The following is a 21,643-nucleotide window of genomic DNA, read 5'->3' as shown; positions in this document are numbered from 1 at the left end:
CAATATTTACTTTAAAGAATGAACAAACAACCCACTACGCAGTTTCGGTTCAAACCACGTTGATTTCGGCGGCATGACTTCTCCGGCATCTGCGATTGCTAATAAATCTTCCATAGATGTCGGATATAATGCGAATGCTGCTTTGTATTCGCCGCTGTTCACAAGGCGTTCTAGTTCTTCTAGCCCCCGTATTCCGCCAACAAAATCAATGCATGAATCAGAACGCGGATCATGTATTTCAAGTACTTGGCTTAATAAATGATCTTGCAGGATAGATACATCTAAACCTCTAACAAGATCATTCGCATCAAATGTTTCCTCTTTCACAGTAAGCTTATACCACTTCTCATTTACATACATTCCAAATGTTTTTGGTTCATTTGGTTTATACGGAGAAACAGGTGCCTCTTCTACATAGAAGTATTGCTTGATTTGTTTTAAAAACTGTTCTTCTGATAAACCGTTTAAATCTTTCACAACTCGGTTATAGTCCCAAATCGATAATTCATCATGAGGGAATAGAACGGATAAGAAGAAGTTAAATTCCTCTTCTCCTGTGTAATTTGGATATTGTTCTCTTCGCATAAGTCCTACTTTTGCAGCTGATGCAGAACGGTGATGCCCATCTGCAATATAAAGATTAGGAATATCTTCAAATGCGTTTACTAAAGTCGTAATTACATCTTCATCTGCAATCTTCCACGCAACATGCTTAACACCGTCTTCTGCTGTAAATGTATAAATTGGCGCATGCTCTTCTTTCCAGCTTCTAATTAAATGCTTTACTTCATCTTTTGTACGGTACGTTAAAAAGATCGGACCTGTATTTGCGTCACACACATCTACGTGGCGAATACGATCTAACTCTTTTTCATGACGTGTTCTTTCATGTTTTTTAATTGTATCATCTTCATACTCATCAATAGATGTACAAACGACAAGGCCTGACTGCGTTCTTCCTTGCATCGTCAGTTCATAAATATATAGCGCTGGCTCTTCATCTTGTATGAACACTTCTTCTCGTATAAATTGCTTTAAATTGTCGCCCGCTTTTTCATACACGCGATCATCATACGGTGACAGTGCAGGGTCTAAATCAATTTCTGCTTTATCAACATGCAAGAAAGAATATGGATTCCCTTTTACAACTTCCCTTGCCTCTTCACTATTTAATACGTCATACGGTAAAGCTGCAACTTGTGCTGCTTTTTCCTCTACTGGACGAATGGCCCGAAACGGTCGGATTTTTGCCACATTCCTCTCTCCTTTACACAATCATTCGAACGGCTACAACACCTGTAATTTTGCTTATATTTTCCACAATATTCTCTTTTATTATATCATCAATTCCGTTATCGATATCAATCATTGTGTATGCCCAAGAATGTTTACTACGATTAATCATATCGGCAATATTAATATGATGTTCCGCTAAGCATCCTGTAATTTGCCCTACCATATTCGGGACGTTTTGATGCATAATTGTAATTCGTTTCTTTCCGATATACGGCAATTCTACGTTTGGATAGTTTACTGAATTACGAATATTTCCTGTCTCTAAATATTCACGTAATTGACGCGCCGCCATTACTGCACAATTTTCTTCCGATTCAGACGTTGATGCGCCAAGGTGAGGCGTCGCTGTTACATTTTTCATCTTTATTACATTTTCATTCGGGAAATCCGTTACGTAATGTGTAATAATATCTTCTTCTAATGCTGTTTGAAGAACCTTTTCATCTACAAGTTCTCCTCTAGAGAAATTAAATAGACGCATCCCTCTTTTCATCTTCTCTACAGCGTGTTCCCCAATGATCCCCTTCGTTTGATTCGTAAGAGGAATATGCAGTGTAATATAATCACACGTTGCAAAAATTTCATCAAGGCTAAATGCTCTTTGCACATGTGTAGAAAGACGCCAAGCTGTTTCAACTGAAATATAAGGATCATATCCGATAACATCCATGCCTAACGCTAACGCATCGTTCGCAACTAAAGCACCGATTGCGCCAAGTCCGATAACACCTAGACGTTTCCCTGCAATTTCTGATCCAACAAATTGTTTTTTTCCTGATTCAACAAGCTGTGGTACTTCTTCACCCTCTAAGTTTTTCGTCCAACTTACACCATTAATAATGTTGCGTGAAGACATAATAAGACTGGCAATAATGAGTTCCTTTACAGCGTTTGCATTTGCCCCCGGCGTGTTAAATACTACAATTCCTTTTTCTGTACATCTCTCGACAGGAATATTATTTACACCAGCGCCAGCTCTTGCAATCGCCTTTAAGTCTTTTGAAAACTCTTCTTGATGTAAAGAATAGCTACGAAGCAAAATTCCATCTGGATGATTGATTCTATCTCCTACTTCATAACGTTCTTCAGTAAAAACTTGCAAGCCTTTTTCTGCAATTTGATTTAACGTTTGAACACGAAACATATCCCCATCTCCCTATCTATTCTCAAGCTCAAATTCCTTCATATAATCTACTAATCGTTTTACGCCGTGTGCTGGCATCGCATTGTAAATACTGGCACGCATACCGCCAACTGAGCGATGTCCTTTTAACGTAACAAGGCCGCGTTCCTTCGCTTTTTGTAAAAACTCATTGTTAAGTTCTTCTGACGGTGTTGTAAATGGAATGTTCATAAGTGATCGATACGCAGGATCAACTGGTGAAGTAAACAATTTAGATTCATCTAAAAAATGATAAATAAGTGAAGATTTCATTCTATTTTGTTCTTCAATCGCAGATACTCCGCCTTGCTCTTTCAACCACTCTAGTACAAGTTTTGTTACGTAAATACTAAAGGATGGCGGTGTATTATATAAGGAGTTATTTTTACTGTAAGTTTCATAATTTAACATTGTCGGACAAGAGCGATCTGCTCCCCCAATTAAATCTCTTTTTATAATAGCAATCGTTAAGCCCGCTGGTCCTAAATTTTTTTGTGCTCCCGCGTATATAAGACCAAACTTCGAAACATCATATTGTTCTGACAAAATATTTGAAGACATATCCGCAACGAGCGGCACTCTTTCTATATGTGGAATATCCACATATTTTGTCCCCTCAATTGTATTATTCGTTGTAATATGTACATAATCTAGTTTTTCATCGCTTAGTAAACCGTCCAGTTTAGGAATCGTAGTAAACTTCTCTTGCTCGGAAGAAGCAATCACTTGTACTTCCCCAACTTTTTCGGCTTCTTGCAGTGCCTTTTTAGACCATGAGCCAGTTAGTACGTATCCAGCTTTTTTATACGTATTCATTAAGTTCAGTGGTATCATAGAAAATTGTAATGACGCACCGCCTTGTAAAAATAAAACATCATACTCATCAGGGATGCTCATTAATTCACGAAGTAAGTTACTCGCTTCCTCTATAATACTTTGAAAATAAGAAGATCGATGACTCATTTCCATAATAGACATGCCTGTCCCGTTATAATTTACAAGCTCCTTTTGCACTTTCTCTAAAACTGGCAAAGGGAGTATTGATGGTCCTGCTGAAAAATTATAGACTCTCTCCATTACCCTCATAACCTCCCTATTTCTCATTTTTATTAATTTTTAAACTTTCTGAATTATAACCCAAAATATAATACGTGGTCAATTTGTTTTCTATTATTACGGCGCAAGACGCAATGGAATCGCTTGCATGTGCAAACTATTTTTATAAACATACAAAAAAGTGTTAAGTACATAATCGTACTTAACACTCTAGTAATAAAGTATAATTGCTAATTGTCCGTGAAGAACCGATCAAAAATTTGATAAATAGCAGAAAGACCAATGAGCCAATAAATAGTGTCCACAAGCGCCGGCATAGAACCAAACCATTTCTCAACTACATTGTAATCTAACGCTACAAACAACCAATTCAAACCGCCGAGAATCACCAAAATTACTGTAAGGTAAGACAAAAATTTCATTATGATTGCCCCCTAGGTGATAAGATGGTGAAAGGCCTTTCACTAGAAATATATGTAGTAAACTTCAAAACTTACCTATTTTATAAAATTTATTTTCGGTACCACCCGCTAATAACTGCCTCTGCTTCTTTACTATGTATTTGATACGCATGTGTACTATCATTAGAGCCAATAAACCAAATTGAAAAACCTTTAAAATATGATTTCGGTTCTAATACATCGCGGTAAGCACGCCATCCATTTAATTGTACATCTTTCGAAAACACATTTGAAACATCTGGATTCCATGGATTTTGTAATCCAAGTTCACGTGCTGGAACGTTAAATCCACCGAAATAAACTGGCTTTCCTGTTGCATTATGTAATTGTTCCAATTGCTGAACAACATTTTGCCCACGATTATATACTGTCGTCGCAAATAAACTTTGCTTCACTTCTTCATATGACGGATTTCTTTTTCCAGAAACTTCAAACCAACTGTCTATGCTAACAATATCTACCTTCTTTAAATACGGACGGTTTATTTTCTCTATAAACTTCTCTTCATAAGAAGAGTCCCAGCTTGCTGTTAACCACCAGTTCATTTGATACAAAATATTTCCTTTATACTGATTACGAACAAAATCAATTGTATCGCTCCAGTATCCTTCTGCATACTCCATATTCACGAAATTAGAAGCAATCTTTAGTCCATACACATTGTATTTACTTGTAATGGAATTAAAAATATCTTGCAGAATAACCGTCTTCCAATTCCAGAAGAAATCATTAATGTTACTTGGGTTCCATTCTGTCTCTCCAACATTCCCCTGCTGAATATATGGGAACGGTTCCACTATAACTTGAATATTACGCTTTAATAATTCTTGAATTAAAATAATAGCTTGTTGCTTTTGCGCTTGATTAATTACCATGTTAGTAGAAGTCACATTTGGGATATCTACTTGAATCGGTACATTTACTGTATTTAAATTTAAGCGCTCCACATCCGCTAATACTTTCGCTACATTTCCAACTTCCCATACTGTTACGTTTCCTGATTTGATTTTTCCAGATTGAACAGTATTTACATCTGCCTGTACATTTCCTTGAAAACAAAAAGAAAACAACATAATAAACACTCCTAAAAAACTTATTAAACTCTTATTTTTCTTCACAACTTTCCCCCTATAATTTTTGGCTTTCTTGATTATTTTATACAACGTTTCACATTTATTCCAGAAAAAAATGAAGTGCCATTCAACTATATTCATATAAATCTTCTAAAAATAGTAGGAAAAATAAAAAAGGAGCAGATTTCCGCTCCTTTTTATCCTTTTACGATTGAAATTATTGAATCCCTTCTGGTAACTTAATTGAATCAAACTTTTCATATGAATCAATCTTTATACTCACAACTGCATCCAATTTTTCCTTATCTGTACTAGCTTTTTTATCTGAGTTACTTTCACTCACTTTTATAGTTGTTCGCATCTCTTCAAATTTATAATCTTTTGTTATTATATATTCAATGTTAAACGCATCCATATTAAATCCTTCCGTTAATTTTTTCATATCTCCATTAATTTTTTGTAACGTATCTACCGCTTCTTTTCCCTTTAATTCAAGTGTAAGTTTATATGTGTCTCCATCTTTCTTTGCTTTCATTTTCTTAGCCAAAGCTTCCGGTAAATCTAACTCATTAAGTAAATTTTTACTGACCATTACATCATTTACATTAAATTGATCATTAGGTATCGTAACTAACTCTCCTGTATCAGGGTTTTTCACTTGAGCAGCGACCTTTCCATCTACTTCATACGTTACAATATCTGTACCACTTATTTTCATTTCAGCTCTAGAATTCTTCAGTTTCGGCTCCATTTGTATTTTCATTTTAATTTCTTCTGATTGGCCGCTCCCCTTCATTGACATAAGAGATGTCAATGTAAGATATTCCTCTTGTTTTAATCCGTCAGCTGCTTTTTTAAAAATATCTTTCGCTACTAACTCTTTTTCTTTTTTTACAGATACTGTTTTAGGTCCACTTGTTTTTTCACTGCTACAACCAGTTGTTAAACCTACTATTAGCGCCAAACTAGATATTACAACCATTTTCTTCATACTGATTCTCCCCATTTCCCACTTAAAAATATTTTCATCCCATGTATAGTAAATCAACTGAAATAAATATATATACAATAATTATTTAACCTCTAAACGAAACCAGTTATTCAATCCGTATACTAATGTAACTAAAGCTCCTATCACACCAAAAACAACAATATTTATACCAATTGACGAACCAAATAAAACAGCCATCATTGACACCATCAGTAATAGCATAGCAATACTATTTATCTTAATTTCTACTACATCGCCATCCTTTACTTTCTTTTCTTTACTTCCAAAAAAGAATTGTTTTACTTTAATATTCGCTTCATCTAATTCAAAAGGAAGCGTATATTCTTCGTTATTCTCAAGTTTCATTACTACTTCGTTATCTACCTTTACAGCAACTCTTGCTGCTCCTCCCATTACCCCTGTTGCTCTTATTACTTTAATACTCATGCTAAATCTCCTCTCCCCCTATGACTTCTCCATGTCATTCATTTTTGTAATTCTTCTCTTATGAAATCCTTGAATGTAAAACAAAAAATGTATTTGTATGACATCGAAATCTTTTACGCTATACACCCATTTCTCGTTAAACAAAATATTCCAACAGAAATTATAACAAGTTCCTGCAAATTTTTTTGTCAAATTTTGTCGCGTTTACAAAAAAAGAGACTCTTACATATAGTAAAAGTCTTTTCTATCATTACCGTGGCTGTAACGTTAACATTTTCCCTTCTATTCCCACTGTATTCAATGTAGTCGTATGATACTCTCCATTTACCCAATCATCTATTTGATCATAATACCAATCCCTTCTAAAAGGATAAAAATCCTCTTCCCCCTAATTCGCTTTTATTATGAAAGAACCTTTTGAAACATTGAAAAACCCCCTTCATTTTCCTACCAATGAAGGGGGTTTTCTTATCGTTCGCTACGCCAACTTTCATTATGCCCAAGATTTGAATCTGTCGCTACTTGCACATCATATAACATTTCACTAAAGAAGCGTTTATCTACTTCTTTTGGTACAATGCGTCTTTCATCATCAATCTCATCGTATTCATATGAACCACGATTCACTGTACCTGCTTTATAAAATTGAATGTCAAATACACATACATCTTCTTCATCTTCATAACCAATCGGCGCTCCGCTAAATGACAATTGCACGCCTAATCCGGTACGAGTATCTTCTTTGTAAAATGTATAATATACACCGCCATCTTGAACAGACCCACGGATCCATCCAAGCTTCGTCATCTTACCGAATAACGAACGACCATTTAGTAAAATACCGCCAAATCTCTCAATAGCACTCCCATCATTCTCTTCCACTACAAACACTGGACGCTCAATTTGTAGGAACGGCTGAACAATTCCCGCACTTTCTAATTGCTCTTTCCATAATTCCTTCTCCGCCTCAGGCAATTCTAATGGATGAACGAAACCAATAACAGTGCCAGATGAAAGTTCATAACTCTTCCCGTCAATTGTACAGAACACGCCACCTTCTGCATAACGGAATGCCTTTAGCAACTTCCCTTTCTTATACTCACCCCAAATGAGTGAAATAGAAAATTGCTTCATAATTGGATTATCCATAAATACAGACTTCCATGCATTATGTGACCAATAACGCTTTAATGAAAGTGCCGTTTCCAATCGTTGTTTTTGCATGGAAAGAGTATTTCGGAGTTCCTTCTTTAAAGAGGCTAATTCTTTTTTAGCCTCTTCAGCCTTTTCTACATCATCTTTTGCATTCGGCTTTGGAAGTGACTTCATACGTTTTCCTTCTTCTGTCTCTAATTCAATTTTTAACTCTGTAGTTAAGATAGCAGTAAAACTTCGATTCCCGAAATCAATTATTTTTTCACCATGTATAGTAAAGCCAAGGTCCGGCACCAATTGATCTTCCAGCTCTTCCTCTGTTATACCACGTGTTTTCGCAGCAAGACTTAGCGCTTCTTTTGCTGCATTACGTACTTGCTTATGTTTATATTTAAATGCTATTGCATGAATAGACATAAGTGCAAGCTTAGATGAAGACAAACCTAAAGCACGAACGGCATCCGCTGCTATCTTTCCTCTCATTTGAAGCACCCATTCATCAATTTGCTTTATAAGTATGTCGACCATTTTGTCGTCACTATACATTCCGTATAACGAAAGAATTCCACGTTTCTTCACATCTGCGTCTTGAGAAATCCATATTTGATATATTGTTTGCACATATTCTTTTAAGTCCTCTTCATTTAAAGCTCTACCAATTACTTCTGCTGTTTCTTTCTTCTCAATAACAGCATCTGAAATATACTGTTGTAAATAGGCTAACGGAATTGCAGCATCAGCAATTTCATCAGAGTCACGTAAACGGATTTGTGGCTCATCCCCAATCAATTGCAGAAGTGAATTTCTTGTTTGTTCAGTTAAAATACGTGCACATAGTTCTTCTATCTTTTTTTCCTCCGTTTGAAATAAAAACGAGAATTTTCCTGCGAAAGATTCATTTTTACTTTCTTGCAAAGCTTCCTGTACAAGTTTCGTATATTTTTCAAGCTTATACTCTATAAGTATTTTCATCACATTTTCACGAACAATTTTCTTTTTATTATGAAGTTCAACTGCTACATCTGCTGCAGCTTCTACATCTTTTGAAAGCAGTTTAACTACAGACTCACGCATTTTTTTAGATGAATCTCCTAAGCTTTTAATTAAAATTGGACGCATTTTAATCATGTTATCCTTTGCTAACTCTTCTAAAATATATGCTTTGGCCACAGCAGAATACTCATCAAATCGTTCAATGATGTACGCTTGTTCTTTTACAATTACACAAACAAGCGCTTCCTTCGCCTTATTTCGCTCTTCACTGTAGCATGCAGCTTCTTCAACTGCATAAGCGATAAGCTTTTCCTTACTTAATCCATACGAAAGCAGATCTTCTAATACTTGTTTCGGTTCTACTCCCCTGATAGAACATTCGTAAAGAAGTTCGTATAAATTAACACTATCTTCATCTCCAAACTGTAGTGTAAGTACAGCTTCCCTCTTCGCTACATCCTCTATATCCCAAAGAAGCGCAACCTCTAACACCGGCATACCCCAATACATACTTCTATATTTCGGATTTTTAAGTATTTGCTCCATATCCTCAAGTGACAATTTCCCTAGTAAATAATCACGATATGTATCCCGCACTGTAGACAATTTTATTTGCAAAGCAGCAACAAAAAATTCTTCTCGCATTTTCCCTATATTTAGCTCATATCCTTTTTCAGCTAACGTGCGTGCGATGATGAGATAATTCATTTTACTTACATATTGCAAAGTACATTGAATAAATTCAGGATCTTCCTCCAACATAAAGCATAGCAATTCATATTCATACGTCTTACAAAAATCCTCACTATTCAAATCATGTTGCCTTAGACGATGCGCAAAAAATCGTTCCTTAGAAATCCAAAACTGTGTACAAAAACTTTGAATTTCTTCATATGTTTCTCTATTTACACTACCAGTTTTTTTGTAGTTTTGAGACTGACCGAGAGTGTGACACATATAACGTGTTGCATAGTTTATAAAACCCCAAACATTTTTCTTCGCCAATATTTCAATATATCGCCTCGCAACATTCGAATATTTATGAACACAAAATAATAGCCGCCAAATATGTTCCGGTAAATTCCCACCTATAAATACTTCACTATCATCTTTACCTTTTAAATACCGTTTAACTGCTTCAACCTTTTCCTCTTCCCCTAGCAGTTTCAATATAAATTCTGTATGTTCTTCTAACCTCTCATTCAATAAAGAACTATATGTACGAAACTTTTCATAATCTACATCAAACATTACAAGAAGTAATGTTACTTGCTGATTAGTTGGTAAAGTATGTAATTGTCCCTCTATATAGTTCGGATTCTCTCTTGTTAACTCTCTAAGAAAAACATCTGCTTCATTCACATAACTTGAAATACTGGATAAATATTTGCATGCGATTGCTACAAGTTTGTCCAAAGGAAGTGCACTTTTTTCTAAATAAATCTTCATTTTAGAAAAACTGACATGCGCAAAACGGACTACAAGAACATTTAATAATTGCTCCTCGAGTATATGGTAAAATAATCGAAAAAAATCCGGATCTTGTTTATGCACTTTCCTAAAATCGTTTATAAATCGCTCCGCAAAATCGCTTCTTTTTTGATCACGAATTGTCGTTAGTTGAATATCTTTTAAAATCTCTTCTTCTTTTGTCTGTAAATATCGTTGTGATAATTGTTTCTGTTCTTCTGTCATATTAATATATTGAAACAACTCAGATGTACTAGTAGTCAAACTTTGTACCCCCCGCATCTTTTTATCTATTATAAAAATACCCTTATTTAATGGTAGTATAGCATAAATCTCACAAAAACGAACATACATTCTATGTTAAGTTAATGTAAATTAAAATACACTACTCAAAATACATTTCCTTCTCTCTAAACTTCCCATTACGCACTTCTCCCCACTAAAATCCTTTAATTTTTCACTACACCAATTCCTCAAAATCCCCTTCACATAAGCTAACGTTTTCTTATTATTTTCAAACGCAATTTTAAGTACCTCTAACACTTTCTCTCCAAAAAGTCTTTGTATCCAATTCTTCAATTCCTTCACAATATATGGGGATAAACTACTAATATTTTGTTCATAAAACTTATAAACTTCACTATTTGGAACGTCCTCTTCTATGGTTTCCACCTCTATCTCTTCCGCTTCTTCTTTCTCTTCAATAACTACTTGTGAACTACTATTATCCTCTTCTTTTGGCATACCAAAATGCTGCAATAATAATGGAATCTTGTATTCTTCTTCAAGGCATTTACGTAAAAATATATGTATGAACTCATTACTTTTTATAGTCTTTAACTCACGTAATACGCACTTCTCCACATTCGTATTTGAAATAGGGTTATATTGTAACCAATTTATTATGAATACCTCTTTCGTTTCCGTATCATATAAAATCTTTCCATACTCAACAAACCTGTTTAGCAACTTCTCAACAGTCTCCATACTATAACCTGTTTCAAGCTCTGCCACACGCTTCGGTAATATGTAAATACCACATTGCTTTGTTTTCGTACCAGTTAACAAATATATGTAAAAATAACGCTCCTCTGGCGTTAAATCTAATATGAATTCATCTTGCCAAAAGTTCACCTGCACATTACGGTATACCGCCATATGTTTCCCTCCACTCTTTGCTAGTAAATAGGAAAATTTTAATCCTTCATTATAAAGATAGGCATACGGGAATGGTTTTGGCATTCGAATTACAATTTTTTTACTACTACAACGCCGGTTTCATTTTTTCGTGCTTGTTTTGTTCTTGTAGTTGTTTTTGTTTTTGTTTTTTCTTAGTGATTTATTACTTGGTAGGGGCTTATGAGGGGCTTGGAAGGGCATTCTACATTACAATCTATCAAATACAATTTGTTCTTCCTACTAAATAGGAGCTATTCCAAATTATTATTTTGGATAGCTCCTTTCAAACTCTTCTTATTTTTTACTTCTACCAATGTCAGCTTCTACATACAATTTCTTCTGCTATTTGCGGGCAGTAACACTCTCATTTCAAAATTCGGTGAATAAACTGCTCGATTGCAATGCGAGTGACCCTCACTGATTAAAGTTTCATTTTATTTTTGCATTGAATCTAACATCTTCACAATAAAGGCAGCTGCCTGACCACGAGTTGCTGTGCCTCGAGGATCAAACTCATTATTTCCAATACCATTAACTACCTTTACCATTTACCACTAGTTCCATGCTAGGTTCAGCTGGATTATTTTCATTTGGATTAAATGAGTCATTTTTATCTTGTAAAGGCGTATCAATCTGCGCATTTATATTTGCATACCACTGAATTCCTTGTACGAAACCAGCCCAATTACCACGTGAAATTAAAATGTCAGGACATTTTTTCCCGCTCCATTGTTGATGCTTGTAAATATGATCTGCACCAATTCCTTCTTTGTTCATTAAATAACCTGCAAGTCGTTTTGCATTTTCTAACGCTTTATTGTAATCACCGTCTTGGTTAACCGCAATCTCGATACCGATAGACTCCCTGTTTCCTGAACCATCTCCATCTCCTGCATGCCAACCATTTTCGTTTGTTGGTAAGTGTTGATAAATTTGTTTATCATCTACAGTAAAATGCCATGAAGCTGTTCGGAAAGTGCCTTCAGTTGCTTGCTTGTATAAATATTTCGCATGATTTTCAGCATTAGCACCAGCGGCTGTATTTGCGGTCTCATGAATTGTAATGTAACGTGCTTTCATCGGATTTGCAGGACGAATATCAGGATTTCCTGCTGGAACAATCCATTCCACAAATGGAACTCCTGCAAGTGTTCCATATTTCTTCGTACTCTGTGCACTATATTGAATACCTCTTGGCTTTGCAACAGGTTTCATTTGACGATCAGACCCATCATTTCGACCATCTATAGATTCAAATGCCTTTTCAATGTTTGAAATAGCTTCCTTTTCTGCTACTTGTCCCTTCTTAGCATCTTGCATTTTGTTTAATTCTTCTGTTTCATCATGTTTATGCTTATATTCTTCTAAAAGCATTTTTTCATTTTCAGATACTTCTGCTTCGTTAATTTGTACATGATCAGGAACTTCCAACTTGAAATTAGAATAATTTAATCCGCTCGTTCCATGTTCTCCCTGGGCAATATTAAGTTGATCAGTTTGAGATTTGTTTATCTCTTCTGCTGATGCTGATAAAGGTACACTCCCTAAAATCACTAGACTTGTTGATAGTGCGATTACTTGTTGTTTGATTGTCTTATTCATTATTATAATAAATACATACACACTCCCACCGTGTATGTATCTCAACCTCCCTTTATTGTCACATTAATTTTTAAAAATATGAATCTACTATGTACTTCTATTATATTTTCTTTTTATTTACATATTTTAATTATTTCATTTTATACTCATTAAGAAAATATTTATATGTCATCCCTACAGATGAATTTCATCTAACATACTTTTTATAAAATTCGTCAACAAACATTATTTTACAACTAATTACAAATACCGTCAAAATAATCAATTTAAACTTAGACAAATAACTGGTATACAATTTCATAATAAGAGATCCTATACTATCGAAATACATCTATTACAAATTCCCTTTAACGTTTTCAACAATCTCATTTATCGTATTCCGATCAAACTTATCACTAATTTCATATGACTCACGATCTCCTACGAATTGCACGCCTACGATATCATTGCGATCCTTACCGTATTGCACTTCAATAATAGATCCTCGCTCTATTTGCTTCCAAATGAGACCTGCTTCATCTTTATTATCTAAAATAATGCAGTCTTCAATATTTTCGTCAATCCCAATTAACTTATTATCATCCATATATCCAATCTCGTATTGTTGCCGTTCTTTCGCTTTGCCACTTACTAATATACCTTTGCTACCATATGAGTAATCCATATAGTCCTTTTTCCCCGTTTGTACCGCTTTCGGCTTTTGTGCTTCAGTTTTTTCAGCAGCCCCACAACCTGTAATAAGACTGATTGGGATAACCACTATTAATACTAATCTAGTAAATTTCTTTATCATTTGTAACCAACCTCATATATTTAATGCAAAACTCCATTTATTACTCTATTAAAGAATAACATGATACTAAGTAAACAGAACGAAAGATAACATATTATTTACATACTCGCAATTTAATGAAGGACCAGGCCATTTAAACCTAGTCCTACATAACTTTAACTTTGCTTCACATACTTAATTGTATTAAATGACGTCTCATTAAATAATCGCAAGTTTTCCCCATCATAATCTTGAACTTTATATGCTATTTTCTTTTTTTGAATTGTATCTTCTACACCGTCTACTAAACGTTTATTGAGATGTAAATAGATTGTAAAAGCTTCCTTATCATATTCCCAAGTTCCTTCAATATAATTCTTTTTATTTGGATACTCACCTTTACCATACGTTTCAAATGTCTTATCACCTTTTAAAATGAGTGACATATTGAAACCGTCTGTTCCTTGGAATCCCCAATTACCGATTAATTCCGTACCATCTTTCACATTCTTCATAACGTTATCTGTATTAATTCCAGCTTTCTTATCTAACTCTTTCAAATCTTTCATTGATACTGTACCGTCACCGATTTTAATATCTCCTTCAAGATCTTTGAATGCCTTAAGCCAGTAAATATCTCCTTCTTTCACTAGCTTTTCAGATTTCTCTATTAACTCTTTATCAGTCTTATCACCTTTTTCTCTTTTTTCTTTTCTGGTAAATACTTCATTTATTAAAGAAAAAGACTCTCTAAAATAACTAATTGCTTTTTCAAAATCTTTTTGTTGGTTTACATACTCTGCAGGGGGATCTATCGACTCAAATTTATCTAACACTTTATTTAATTCTTTCACACTATCTACTATATCTGATTTCTTTTTCTTACCGTCAAAAACCTCTCTTGTAATATTGTTATGCTCCGCAAACAACTTATCAAACTCTACTCCTAATTTATACACTTTATTAGGATAGTCTTCCTTTGAAACTTTTTCTTTCTTACTATTAGACTTCGATTCTTTTACTTTAGACTCTTCCGTTTTCTCCTGTTTAGAAGTGTTCGTTTTCTCAGAAACTCCACAACCAAATAACAACATGACCGGAACTGCTACCCCTAGTAGTTTCTTTGCATTCATGACTGATTTCTCCTTCTACTTGAATAGATTACTCTTGCTATACCCATCCTCTTTTTTTATCTTGTAATTAAAGTTACAATCGCAATAACTCCTAGAATCGGTCCCCAATATTCCATTTTTATAAAAAATAATGAGTGCTTTTTGTTAAACATAACTTTTTCACCAGTTTCGGTATCTATATAAACTTTCCCATCTGGCTTATTAATATATTTACCTAAATACCAAGACATAACCCCTGATATAATAAACATTACCGCCATTGGCCAACTATGGTCTTGAAAATATGTAGCATCCCCCGTTATAGATCCAAAGATAGCCTTACCCAAAAGAGTATTAATAATTACAATAATTGCGACTAAAAAACCCCAACCAGACCAAATAATCATCTATTTCTCCTCCTAAAGCGTACAACTTTGTACTTTATGTTAATTTGAACTGCAAACGAAAATGTTTAAAAAACCGAATATTCAGACGTTAATAATTATATTTAGCTTACATTCGATTCTAACTTTAATGTCCTAAATGCAAATGAACCAGATATAATTTGTAAAATTGTCGGAATAAGTAAAAAGAATAATGACATAAACAACATAACTATAGGAATCACAATCATACAAACCCCATAAACTTTATTATTAACCTTGTTTACTAAACACGATAAAATGAACAATCCTATTTGAACCGTTAAAATAATAGAGTAATAAGCTAAAAGTTCGTAATCAACACCTTCCATAATATTAAACGCTACAACTATTAATATTATGGAAATAATAATTCCCAAAATGCCACCAATTAAACCTAATACGAATTCAGGTGTTCTTTTCAATTCAATCCCCCTTTTATGAACCACTAACAACTTGTATATTTTTCCCACTCACCATCATACCAAATATTCACTGGAAAAACTATACAAATGTATTTTTTATTCTACTATACTTTGCTTCTAACTATAGATAGCTTGTAGCAGTCACAAAATCAAAAGCTTCAAAATTACTAACCGGTTTCGATACTTTTAGAAAGTAGACATACCTCTTGAATACAATTAGTATTAACATATGAAATATGAAAAGCTTAAAAAGGCTTTTACATGATGAAAGGAAGTTGCACAACTATGGATTTTAAAACAGTTATGCAAGAACTTGAAGCTCTAGGTAAGGAACGAATGAAAAAAATATACATATCTAACGGTGCGCATGAGCCAGTATTCGGAGTAGCTACAGGTGCTATGAAACCAATCGCTAAAAAAATAAAATTAAATCAAGAGTTAGCTGAAGAGCTTTATGCCACAGGTAACTACGATGCTATGTACTTTGCAGGCATTATTGCCGATCCAAAAGCTATGAGTGAGTCTGATTTTGATCGCTGGATAGACGGGGCATATTTTTATATGCTATCTGATTATGTAGTGGCAGTAACTTTATCGGAGTCAAATATCGCACAAGATGTTGCTGATAAATGGATTGCAAGTGGGGACGAGCTTAAAATGTCTGCCGGCTGGAGTTGCTACTGTTGGCTTTTAGGAAATCGCAAAGACAATGAGTTTTCCGAAAGTAAAATTTCCGATATGCTTGAAATGGTGAAAGATACAATTCATCATTCTCCAGAACGAACAAAATCCGCTATGAATAATTTCCTAAACACCGCGGCAATTTCATATGTACCACTACATGAAAAAGCAGTCGAGATTGCAAAAGAAGTTGGTATAGTTGAAGTCAAACGTGATAATAAAAAAAGCAGTTTGTTAAATGCTTCTGAAAGTATTCAGAAAGAACTTGATAGAGGAAGACTTGGTTTTAAGCGTAAGTATGTAAGGTGTTAAAAGTATGAAGGTGTTAAAAGTATGAAGGTGTCAATGTAGGAGAGATTGACACCTTTTTTGTGGACATTACTAGACTAACGGAGCTGCAAGTTAAAGGGAACCAATCATTCATCTCCCACTATACATCTCAAACTTCTTCTTTCAATTTATATACCCTATCTCTTTTCTCATCATCTTTGATAAAAATAAGTTTTCCTTCTGTAACAAAACCTTCTAATAGTAAACATACTTGTCCATATGCTTTAGGCTTATTCGTAGTGAATCTTTCATCGGGTATTTTACCAGATCGTATTAATCGTTCACATAGCTCAAGCGCACTTATTTCTTCAGAATCAATTAATTCTAAAATATCTTTTTGTAATGGTGATAAAGAGGCTGGTACCTTACATACCTCAGCTACCTCCACCTTTTCTTTTTCTTCTTCAAATAAATCTTCAAATGAAATTTGATTCATTACACCTGTTCCTTTCTAACAATTGATTTATATAACATGAATTGAATTCTATAGGTACGAAAACTTTAAATATTAGTCATTGTTATGTAGCGCTTACCTCGTTACATGAATTTCAAACTCATGTACATCATTTCATATAGTATATTTTGATTATACCAAATATACGTTCTGTCTTCTATTGTAGAATTTTTATAACAGAAATGAAAGTAATAGTGAACATTTTTCTTCTCTTTAGTTGTATAGAAAACGATGTAAAAAGTTTACATAATAAAATTATAGTGATCTGTTAAATTTCTACGCAAAAAAGCACTTGTTGCCTCAAGTAGACAATCAAGTGCTTTAACTTCATATGTTCTATAAGTAACATTAATCCGTCACTATTCTTTTTTCAATAGTCCAACTAAAGCTAGTTAATTTGGATATTTTACATATTTACTCGCTAATAATACATTCCTTAATTTAACAAAAAAATATTTTAAGATTTATTTTTCTCTTCATATTCTTTCATCTCTTCGAATTTTCTTCGCTCATTTTCATTACTAGGTTTCTTCCCTAAATATTTATATTCAAAATAATCCACTCGGTCATTCGATCCAAAAGTAGATTGATACCATTTAGTATACCCATAATAAATTTTTACTTTCCCCTCAGATGTCACAATCATATCAAAAGAATACCAAGGTTCCTGATTATTTTTTATAAATATTTCCTGTAACTCTACACTTAAATGAAATAATTCATCATATGTCTTATCATATTCTTTTTCACTCACATTAAATACATCTGGTATATCATGGGAATATATATATTCATCCGATCTATCTGGGGTATTGAAAAAGAATAATACCCCACCCTCTTGGTTATAAATCTCTGCATTAAAATAAAAGATATCCCATTCTACGGGAATTGTATCATTTATTTTTTGCGCTATATTTTGATAGATTTTATTTAATTCTAATTCGAACACTTTTACATCAACCTCCTGTTTTATTAAGTATTTCACGTATTACCTTACGTTGGCCTTCAATTTGGTATTTATTTTAAATGAGTTTGGTCTTAGTGATGAACCTAAGTATACTGGTTCAATTTTTACTGATACTTTTTTAGGAGGCTTCCCACCTAATGCATTAACCCATTCTTTCTCCATATTATACCATTCTCCACCCGAACGATTAATCTGTTTATTTTGAGCGACTAAATTATCAATGTCACCGGATCCATGGAATTGCGTCCCTATCAAATGCCCACCATCATCATCCGGCAATCTATCTTCTCTTCCTGCAGCCACTTGCATTCCTGTGTTTCGTTTTCCTTTTTGAAGTATTAATTCTCCTGCCTCAACATCTACTATTCTACCAAGCTCATCTGTTGTATATTTATAACCATTCTCAGTAATATAACGCACGTTTGGCGCAAGTTCTTTCCTTCCATTTTTCCCTTTAATAATGTGCTTCCCAAGATCTTTCTCTTTTATCTCAGTTATCTTAGGAGTCTCACCCGTACCCTTAACCCCTCCACTCTCCAAATTCGAGATCCTATTCTGAATACTCGCCTTTGAGGCATCATGGGCTTCTTGGAATTTCCCGCTATAGTTCGTTCCAGTTCTAACGACACTTCCATCTGGCAGTATTTCTACATCTTTAAAGATTGGGGATATGGAGTCCGCACCTTTTGCTAATGTATTTTCAATTATATAATACTAGGAATTTATGTTAGCCTTAATTCATAAAAAATTACTTTTTATAAATTTAACCCAAGTTTCTCGTTACCACATTTCTATATTATAACATTAACTCAATCGTATCTTTTAAAGCTTCATTTACATTAATAGCCTTTTAAATAAAAAAACTGAAAGAGGATTAATCCACCTTCCAGTTTCTTCTTTCATTATTCTATCGGCCCCATAAATTGAGTAATTAAATAAACATGCTCGATAAGTTTGACTTTTTGTAAGTTTTCTACTTTTTCTGGTCCACCTAGTGCAAGTAAAGGTGTGTAACCAAAACATTCATCAATTTCAAGCTTTCCGTATTTATTTAATGCCTCCTGATAATGCTTCCAATCCAATGCTTTCTCTAAAAAATAATCATCTTTCGTATTTTTAAAGAAAAACTTAAATTTTCCAGCTACTACATCTACCGTACCTTTTCGATACTTAAGTAATAATAAATAGTTATTTTCCCACACAAGAATATCTCCCATACCTGTTGTAAAAATTGGGATAGCTTCTTCATAACGGATATAACTTTCCTTTAATATATCTAAATATTTTTCTGGGTTTATTGCTCTTAAGTATCCATTTAACATACTCCCAAACCCATAGCATTTCCATAAATCTATTATTTGATCTGGAACTTTCCCTGTATACTTTTCAATAACCTCTGTTGATGGTTTTTCGAAAGATATAAAATCATTTATATTTTCCATAGTATCCCCCTACTCCGATTTCAATCTAACATTAAGATATGTCAAATTTTTTTCTTCCTCTGATAAGGTGTCAGCAACTCGTCTAATTTCCTTATCCACATTACCAATCCTGCTTTTCCACTGCGAACCTATTGATGAATTAATTCTAGAATCACCCATGCCAGTTATTTTTAATGGATTTCCACCCGCAATTTGATCTGGGTCATGTAATGTAGCTTTATCCTTTATCCACTTTAAAGCTTGCTCTTCTGCTTCCCTAAATGAAAAACCTTCTTCCATAAATTCATCAATTTTATCTTGCACAGCTTGTTTTCGTGTTAATCTTTGAGCTGAATTTGCTTGTTTTGATCTCCCATATTTTAAAAATTAGTTCCGATTCTAAATAAACTCATAAACTGTCAATTTTCCCAGTCCATCTTCTTGGTTTTTTAATTGTCATATAAACTCATCTTCATTATGTTTCCGATTACGTTTAAATTTGATTCCAATTTCGTCAGTACGCGAGCTATTATTACCCACTCCGCTAGTTTTATTACTTCCTTCTAATTTACTATGCCCATGAGCAAGTTGATAAACGTCATCCTTAGTTACCGTACTTGCCTTTGAAAACTTTCCAGTTACTTCTCCAACAGTTGAAGGAAGCTTCACTCCTATTCCAGTATCCACCATCCTAACCGCTACTGGAATAGGAGTATTTTTCATAGCATCTAGTGCATTCTTTAAAGTCTTATTTTCCCTAGGCGATTGTACCACATTATTTCTACTCTAAAACACAAAAAAGCACTTGTTGCCTCAAATAGACAATCAAGTGCTTTAAGTTCATATGTTTTTAAGTAGCATAAATTTGTAAGATTTATAAGATCTGTAAGTTTTGTATTAACAGTACGACACCTTTTACATGCCATGACAACTACTACGTTAAAACTTACGAGTTTTTACGAGTTCGTTAGTTTAATGTACATTCCATGTGTTTATATTCATCGCCATGTAAAATGTCATCTCGCCTAAGCTCGTACTTCGTTTTCTATTCTATCATTGCACACAGCACTCCATGATGGTATTACCTTCATGGAGTCTCTATTTTCAAATATATCGTTTTTCTTTTTTCTAATTCAATACTTTAATTATCTTTAGTTCGCTTGCCTTATGTGTTAGTGATATATAACACCTTTCTTATAGATAGCTTTGGCACTATAGAGTGCTCCTAAAAACATTATCTTTCCTCTCTACACAAATGAATATAATGACCAAATTCAGGAAATACATCCCAGTTTCTTTCAAGGGTATCGCTAATCTCACGCTCCTCGACTAAGCCGGTCTTTAAATCCCTTTTTTCCATTGCTATATAGCCATTTTCTCGGAATCCAAAAATCAAGCTACTTACTTCTGTATCAGTTTCATCATCATATTCCCAATACGTAGCTGTTCTTAAAAATATCTTACTGTCACTCACAACTTCAAAATCATAATTTAAATACTTACGAATCAAGTCATCATAAAATCCCACCAAAACCCATTCATTTGTAACATTTACAATATACTTAAGGTTTTCATCTTCAGTTAATACCGCCGTATATGGTTCATGTTTTTGATGGTATGTGTATGCATCACGGTCATCTAAAATATTCCAAGGCTTCTTTTTAATGTCCGACCATTCGTCACAATAATAAATTTTCATAGTCAATTATACACCTTCCCTTTAATATCCCTAATAATAATCCTATTTTTTGTTGCTTCATCAAGAATCGTTTGCGGAATTGGTTTATTTTGAACTGGTACTTCTAATATTAACTCACCTTTAAGCCGCCCCCCTTTGAGAGCGTTAGGATTAAAAGGACCATTTGATATTTTAGAACCTGAAGGATATTTTTTTGTAATTTCATTTAAATAACTCTTAGCTGTCTTTTCTTGCACTTCACTAAGTTGAGTGAATTTTCTAGATACTATTTCCTTATTGTGCGCATATGAGTCAACTACGTATTTTTTACCCCCTACTTCTTTTGCTTCCAACTCTACCTCATTATAAGGGTAACGAGGACGATTTTCCTTATTAAAATTATTCCCTGCTTCCCATCGCTCTTTAAGCCAATCCGGTACACTTTTCTTTTTAGGTGTAGCTTCACCCGTACCCTTAGCCACACTACCTTCCTTAC

Annotated in this window: 21 protein-coding genes and 3 pseudogenes; 1 reads left to right on the top strand and 23 read right to left on the bottom strand. The window is 34.0% G+C overall.

Translation table 11 applies throughout. The annotated features are described in order from the left end of the window. Positions 1–6: 6 nt before the first annotated feature. The 15 genes and pseudogenes from MR169_RS14565 to MR169_RS14500 form a co-directional block, all read right to left on the bottom strand. Positions 7–1,254, bottom strand: a complete 1,248-nt coding sequence (locus MR169_RS14565) for a DUF1015 domain-containing protein (RefSeq protein WP_242319589.1) — start codon at positions 1,252–1,254, stop codon at positions 7–9. A 13-nt stretch (positions 1,255–1,267) separates the two neighbouring features. Next, positions 1,268–2,440, bottom strand: a complete 1,173-nt coding sequence (locus MR169_RS14560) for a 3-phosphoglycerate dehydrogenase family protein (protein ID WP_000490230.1) — start codon at positions 2,438–2,440, stop codon at positions 1,268–1,270. A 12-nt stretch (positions 2,441–2,452) separates the two neighbouring features. Beyond that, the gene (serC, locus tag MR169_RS14555) at positions 2,453–3,535 is read right to left on the bottom strand and encodes a 3-phosphoserine/phosphohydroxythreonine transaminase (RefSeq protein ID WP_000442937.1); all 1,083 of its coding nucleotides are present in this window, start codon (positions 3,533–3,535) and stop codon (positions 2,453–2,455) included. Between the two features lie 209 nt (positions 3,536–3,744). Next, positions 3,745–3,936, bottom strand: a complete 192-nt coding sequence (locus tag MR169_RS14550; protein ID WP_000670803.1) for a DUF378 domain-containing protein — start codon at positions 3,934–3,936, stop codon at positions 3,745–3,747. 89 nt (positions 3,937–4,025) lie between these two features. Continuing rightward, positions 4,026–5,093 (bottom strand): glycoside hydrolase family 113, encoded by a 1,068-nt coding sequence (locus MR169_RS14545; protein WP_025966673.1) that lies wholly within the window; start codon positions 5,091–5,093, stop codon positions 4,026–4,028. Between the two features lie 172 nt (positions 5,094–5,265). Beyond that, positions 5,266–6,039, bottom strand: a complete 774-nt coding sequence (locus MR169_RS14540) for a DUF6612 family protein (RefSeq protein ID WP_000738991.1) — start codon at positions 6,037–6,039, stop codon at positions 5,266–5,268. A gap of 81 nt (positions 6,040–6,120) precedes the next feature. After that, positions 6,121–6,486, bottom strand: coding sequence for a hypothetical protein (locus MR169_RS14535; protein ID WP_000025026.1), 366 nt, complete (start codon positions 6,484–6,486; stop codon positions 6,121–6,123). Positions 6,487–6,954: 468 nt separating this feature from the next. Further along, on the bottom strand, positions 6,955–10,368 hold the full coding sequence (locus MR169_RS14530) for a DUF4132 domain-containing protein (protein WP_242319588.1): 3,414 nt from the start codon (positions 10,366–10,368) through the stop codon (positions 6,955–6,957). 111 nt (positions 10,369–10,479) lie between these two features. Next, the gene (locus tag MR169_RS14525; protein WP_000312101.1) at positions 10,480–11,262 is read right to left on the bottom strand and encodes a DnaD domain-containing protein; all 783 of its coding nucleotides are present in this window, start codon (positions 11,260–11,262) and stop codon (positions 10,480–10,482) included. 455 nt (positions 11,263–11,717) lie between these two features. Further along, a complete protein-coding gene (locus tag MR169_RS28335) occupies positions 11,718–11,831 on the bottom strand; it encodes an S-layer homology domain-containing protein (protein WP_347408022.1) in 114 nt (37 codons plus the stop codon). Beyond that, a pseudogene (locus MR169_RS14520) lies at positions 11,821–12,885 on the bottom strand (peptidoglycan recognition protein family protein); the annotation flags it as partial. The pseudogene MR169_RS14520 and the gene MR169_RS28335, both read right to left, overlap by 11 nt. Positions 12,886–13,219: 334 nt before the next feature. After that, entirely contained in the window at positions 13,220–13,678 is a 459-nt protein-coding gene (locus MR169_RS14515) for a hypothetical protein (protein ID WP_242319587.1), read from the bottom strand. A gap of 155 nt (positions 13,679–13,833) precedes the next feature. Next, entirely contained in the window at positions 13,834–14,790 is a 957-nt protein-coding gene (locus tag MR169_RS14510; protein ID WP_016118256.1) for a DUF3994 domain-containing protein, read from the bottom strand. A gap of 56 nt (positions 14,791–14,846) precedes the next feature. Continuing rightward, entirely contained in the window at positions 14,847–15,176 is a 330-nt protein-coding gene (locus tag MR169_RS14505) for a hypothetical protein (protein ID WP_000587855.1), read from the bottom strand. Positions 15,177–15,277: 101 nt separating this feature from the next. Continuing rightward, positions 15,278–15,616, bottom strand: coding sequence for a DUF4064 domain-containing protein (locus MR169_RS14500; RefSeq protein ID WP_000831724.1), 339 nt, complete (start codon positions 15,614–15,616; stop codon positions 15,278–15,280). 285 nt (positions 15,617–15,901) lie between these two features. Between MR169_RS14500 and MR169_RS14495 the strand changes: the two genes are divergently transcribed. Continuing rightward, positions 15,902–16,609, top strand: a complete 708-nt coding sequence (locus tag MR169_RS14495) for a DNA alkylation repair protein (RefSeq protein ID WP_242319598.1) — start codon at positions 15,902–15,904, stop codon at positions 16,607–16,609. A gap of 127 nt (positions 16,610–16,736) precedes the next feature. On the opposite strand, the gene MR169_RS14490 is transcribed toward MR169_RS14495, so the two are convergent. The 8 genes and pseudogenes from MR169_RS14490 to MR169_RS14455 all read right to left on the bottom strand — a co-directional run bounded on the left by MR169_RS14490 (position 16,737) and on the right by MR169_RS14455 (position 21,629). Further along, the gene (locus MR169_RS14490; RefSeq protein WP_001071910.1) at positions 16,737–17,063 is read right to left on the bottom strand and encodes a DUF3895 domain-containing protein; all 327 of its coding nucleotides are present in this window, start codon (positions 17,061–17,063) and stop codon (positions 16,737–16,739) included. 475 nt (positions 17,064–17,538) lie between these two features. After that, positions 17,539–18,030, bottom strand: coding sequence for an immunity protein YezG family protein (locus tag MR169_RS14485; protein ID WP_000462361.1), 492 nt, complete (start codon positions 18,028–18,030; stop codon positions 17,539–17,541). A 7-nt stretch (positions 18,031–18,037) separates the two neighbouring features. Beyond that, a pseudogene (locus MR169_RS14480) lies at positions 18,038–18,690 on the bottom strand (DNA/RNA non-specific endonuclease). Positions 18,691–18,950: 260 nt separating this feature from the next. Then, a complete protein-coding gene (locus tag MR169_RS14475) occupies positions 18,951–19,490 on the bottom strand; it encodes a T6SS immunity protein Tdi1 domain-containing protein (protein ID WP_000427863.1) in 540 nt (179 codons plus the stop codon). Between the two features lie 9 nt (positions 19,491–19,499). Then, a pseudogene (locus MR169_RS14470) lies at positions 19,500–19,832 on the bottom strand (polymorphic toxin type 15 domain-containing protein); the annotation flags it as partial. 93 nt (positions 19,833–19,925) lie between these two features. Beyond that, positions 19,926–20,243 (bottom strand): hypothetical protein, encoded by a 318-nt coding sequence (locus MR169_RS14465; RefSeq protein ID WP_000250842.1) that lies wholly within the window; start codon positions 20,241–20,243, stop codon positions 19,926–19,928. A gap of 460 nt (positions 20,244–20,703) precedes the next feature. Continuing rightward, the gene (locus tag MR169_RS14460; RefSeq protein ID WP_242319597.1) at positions 20,704–21,168 is read right to left on the bottom strand and encodes a hypothetical protein; all 465 of its coding nucleotides are present in this window, start codon (positions 21,166–21,168) and stop codon (positions 20,704–20,706) included. A 2-nt stretch (positions 21,169–21,170) separates the two neighbouring features. Next, positions 21,171–21,629: a hypothetical protein gene (locus tag MR169_RS14455; protein ID WP_001051895.1), complete on the bottom strand. Its 459-nt coding sequence runs from the start codon at positions 21,627–21,629 to the stop codon at positions 21,171–21,173. Positions 21,630–21,643 lie beyond the last annotated feature (14 nt).

The organism is Bacillus cereus group sp. BfR-BA-01349, assembly GCF_022663795.1.
GTDB lineage: Bacteria > Bacillota > Bacilli > Bacillales > Bacillaceae_G > Bacillus_A > Bacillus_A cereus.
The sequence above is the reverse complement of the archived record's forward strand: the minus strand, read 5'-3'. Positions and strand labels throughout refer to the sequence as shown.

Bases quoted from the DNA above. Each gene is read 5' to 3' on its own strand.
- MR169_RS14560 (WP_000490230.1), bottom strand. From the start codon at position 2,440: ATGTTTCGTGTTCAAACGTTAAATCAAATTGCAGAAAAAGGCTTGCAA.
- MR169_RS14540 (WP_000738991.1), bottom strand. From the start codon at position 6,039: ATGAAGAAAATGGTTGTAATATCTAGTTTGGCGCTAATAGTAGGTTTA.
- MR169_RS28335 (WP_347408022.1), bottom strand. From the start codon at position 11,831: ATGGTAAAGGTAGTTAATGGTATTGGAAATAATGAGTTTGATCCTCGA.
- serC (WP_000442937.1), bottom strand. From the start codon at position 3,535: ATGGAGAGAGTCTATAATTTTTCAGCAGGACCATCAATACTCCCTTTG.
- MR169_RS14535 (WP_000025026.1), bottom strand. From the start codon at position 6,486: ATGAGTATTAAAGTAATAAGAGCAACAGGGGTAATGGGAGGAGCAGCA.
- MR169_RS14525 (WP_000312101.1), bottom strand. From the start codon at position 11,262: ATGGCGGTATACCGTAATGTGCAGGTGAACTTTTGGCAAGATGAATTC.
- MR169_RS14510 (WP_016118256.1), bottom strand. From the start codon at position 14,790: ATGAATGCAAAGAAACTACTAGGGGTAGCAGTTCCGGTCATGTTGTTA.
- MR169_RS14490 (WP_001071910.1), bottom strand. From the start codon at position 17,063: ATGAATCAAATTTCATTTGAAGATTTATTTGAAGAAGAAAAAGAAAAG.
- MR169_RS14505 (WP_000587855.1), bottom strand. From the start codon at position 15,176: ATGATTATTTGGTCTGGTTGGGGTTTTTTAGTCGCAATTATTGTAATT.
- MR169_RS14460 (WP_242319597.1), bottom strand. From the start codon at position 21,168: ATGAAAATTTATTATTGTGACGAATGGTCGGACATTAAAAAGAAGCCT.
- MR169_RS14495 (WP_242319598.1), top strand. From the start codon at position 15,902: ATGGATTTTAAAACAGTTATGCAAGAACTTGAAGCTCTAGGTAAGGAA.
- MR169_RS14550 (WP_000670803.1), bottom strand. From the start codon at position 3,936: ATGAAATTTTTGTCTTACCTTACAGTAATTTTGGTGATTCTCGGCGGT.
- MR169_RS14475 (WP_000427863.1), bottom strand. From the start codon at position 19,490: ATGGAAAATATAAATGATTTTATATCTTTCGAAAAACCATCAACAGAG.
- MR169_RS14515 (WP_242319587.1), bottom strand. From the start codon at position 13,678: ATGATAAAGAAATTTACTAGATTAGTATTAATAGTGGTTATCCCAATC.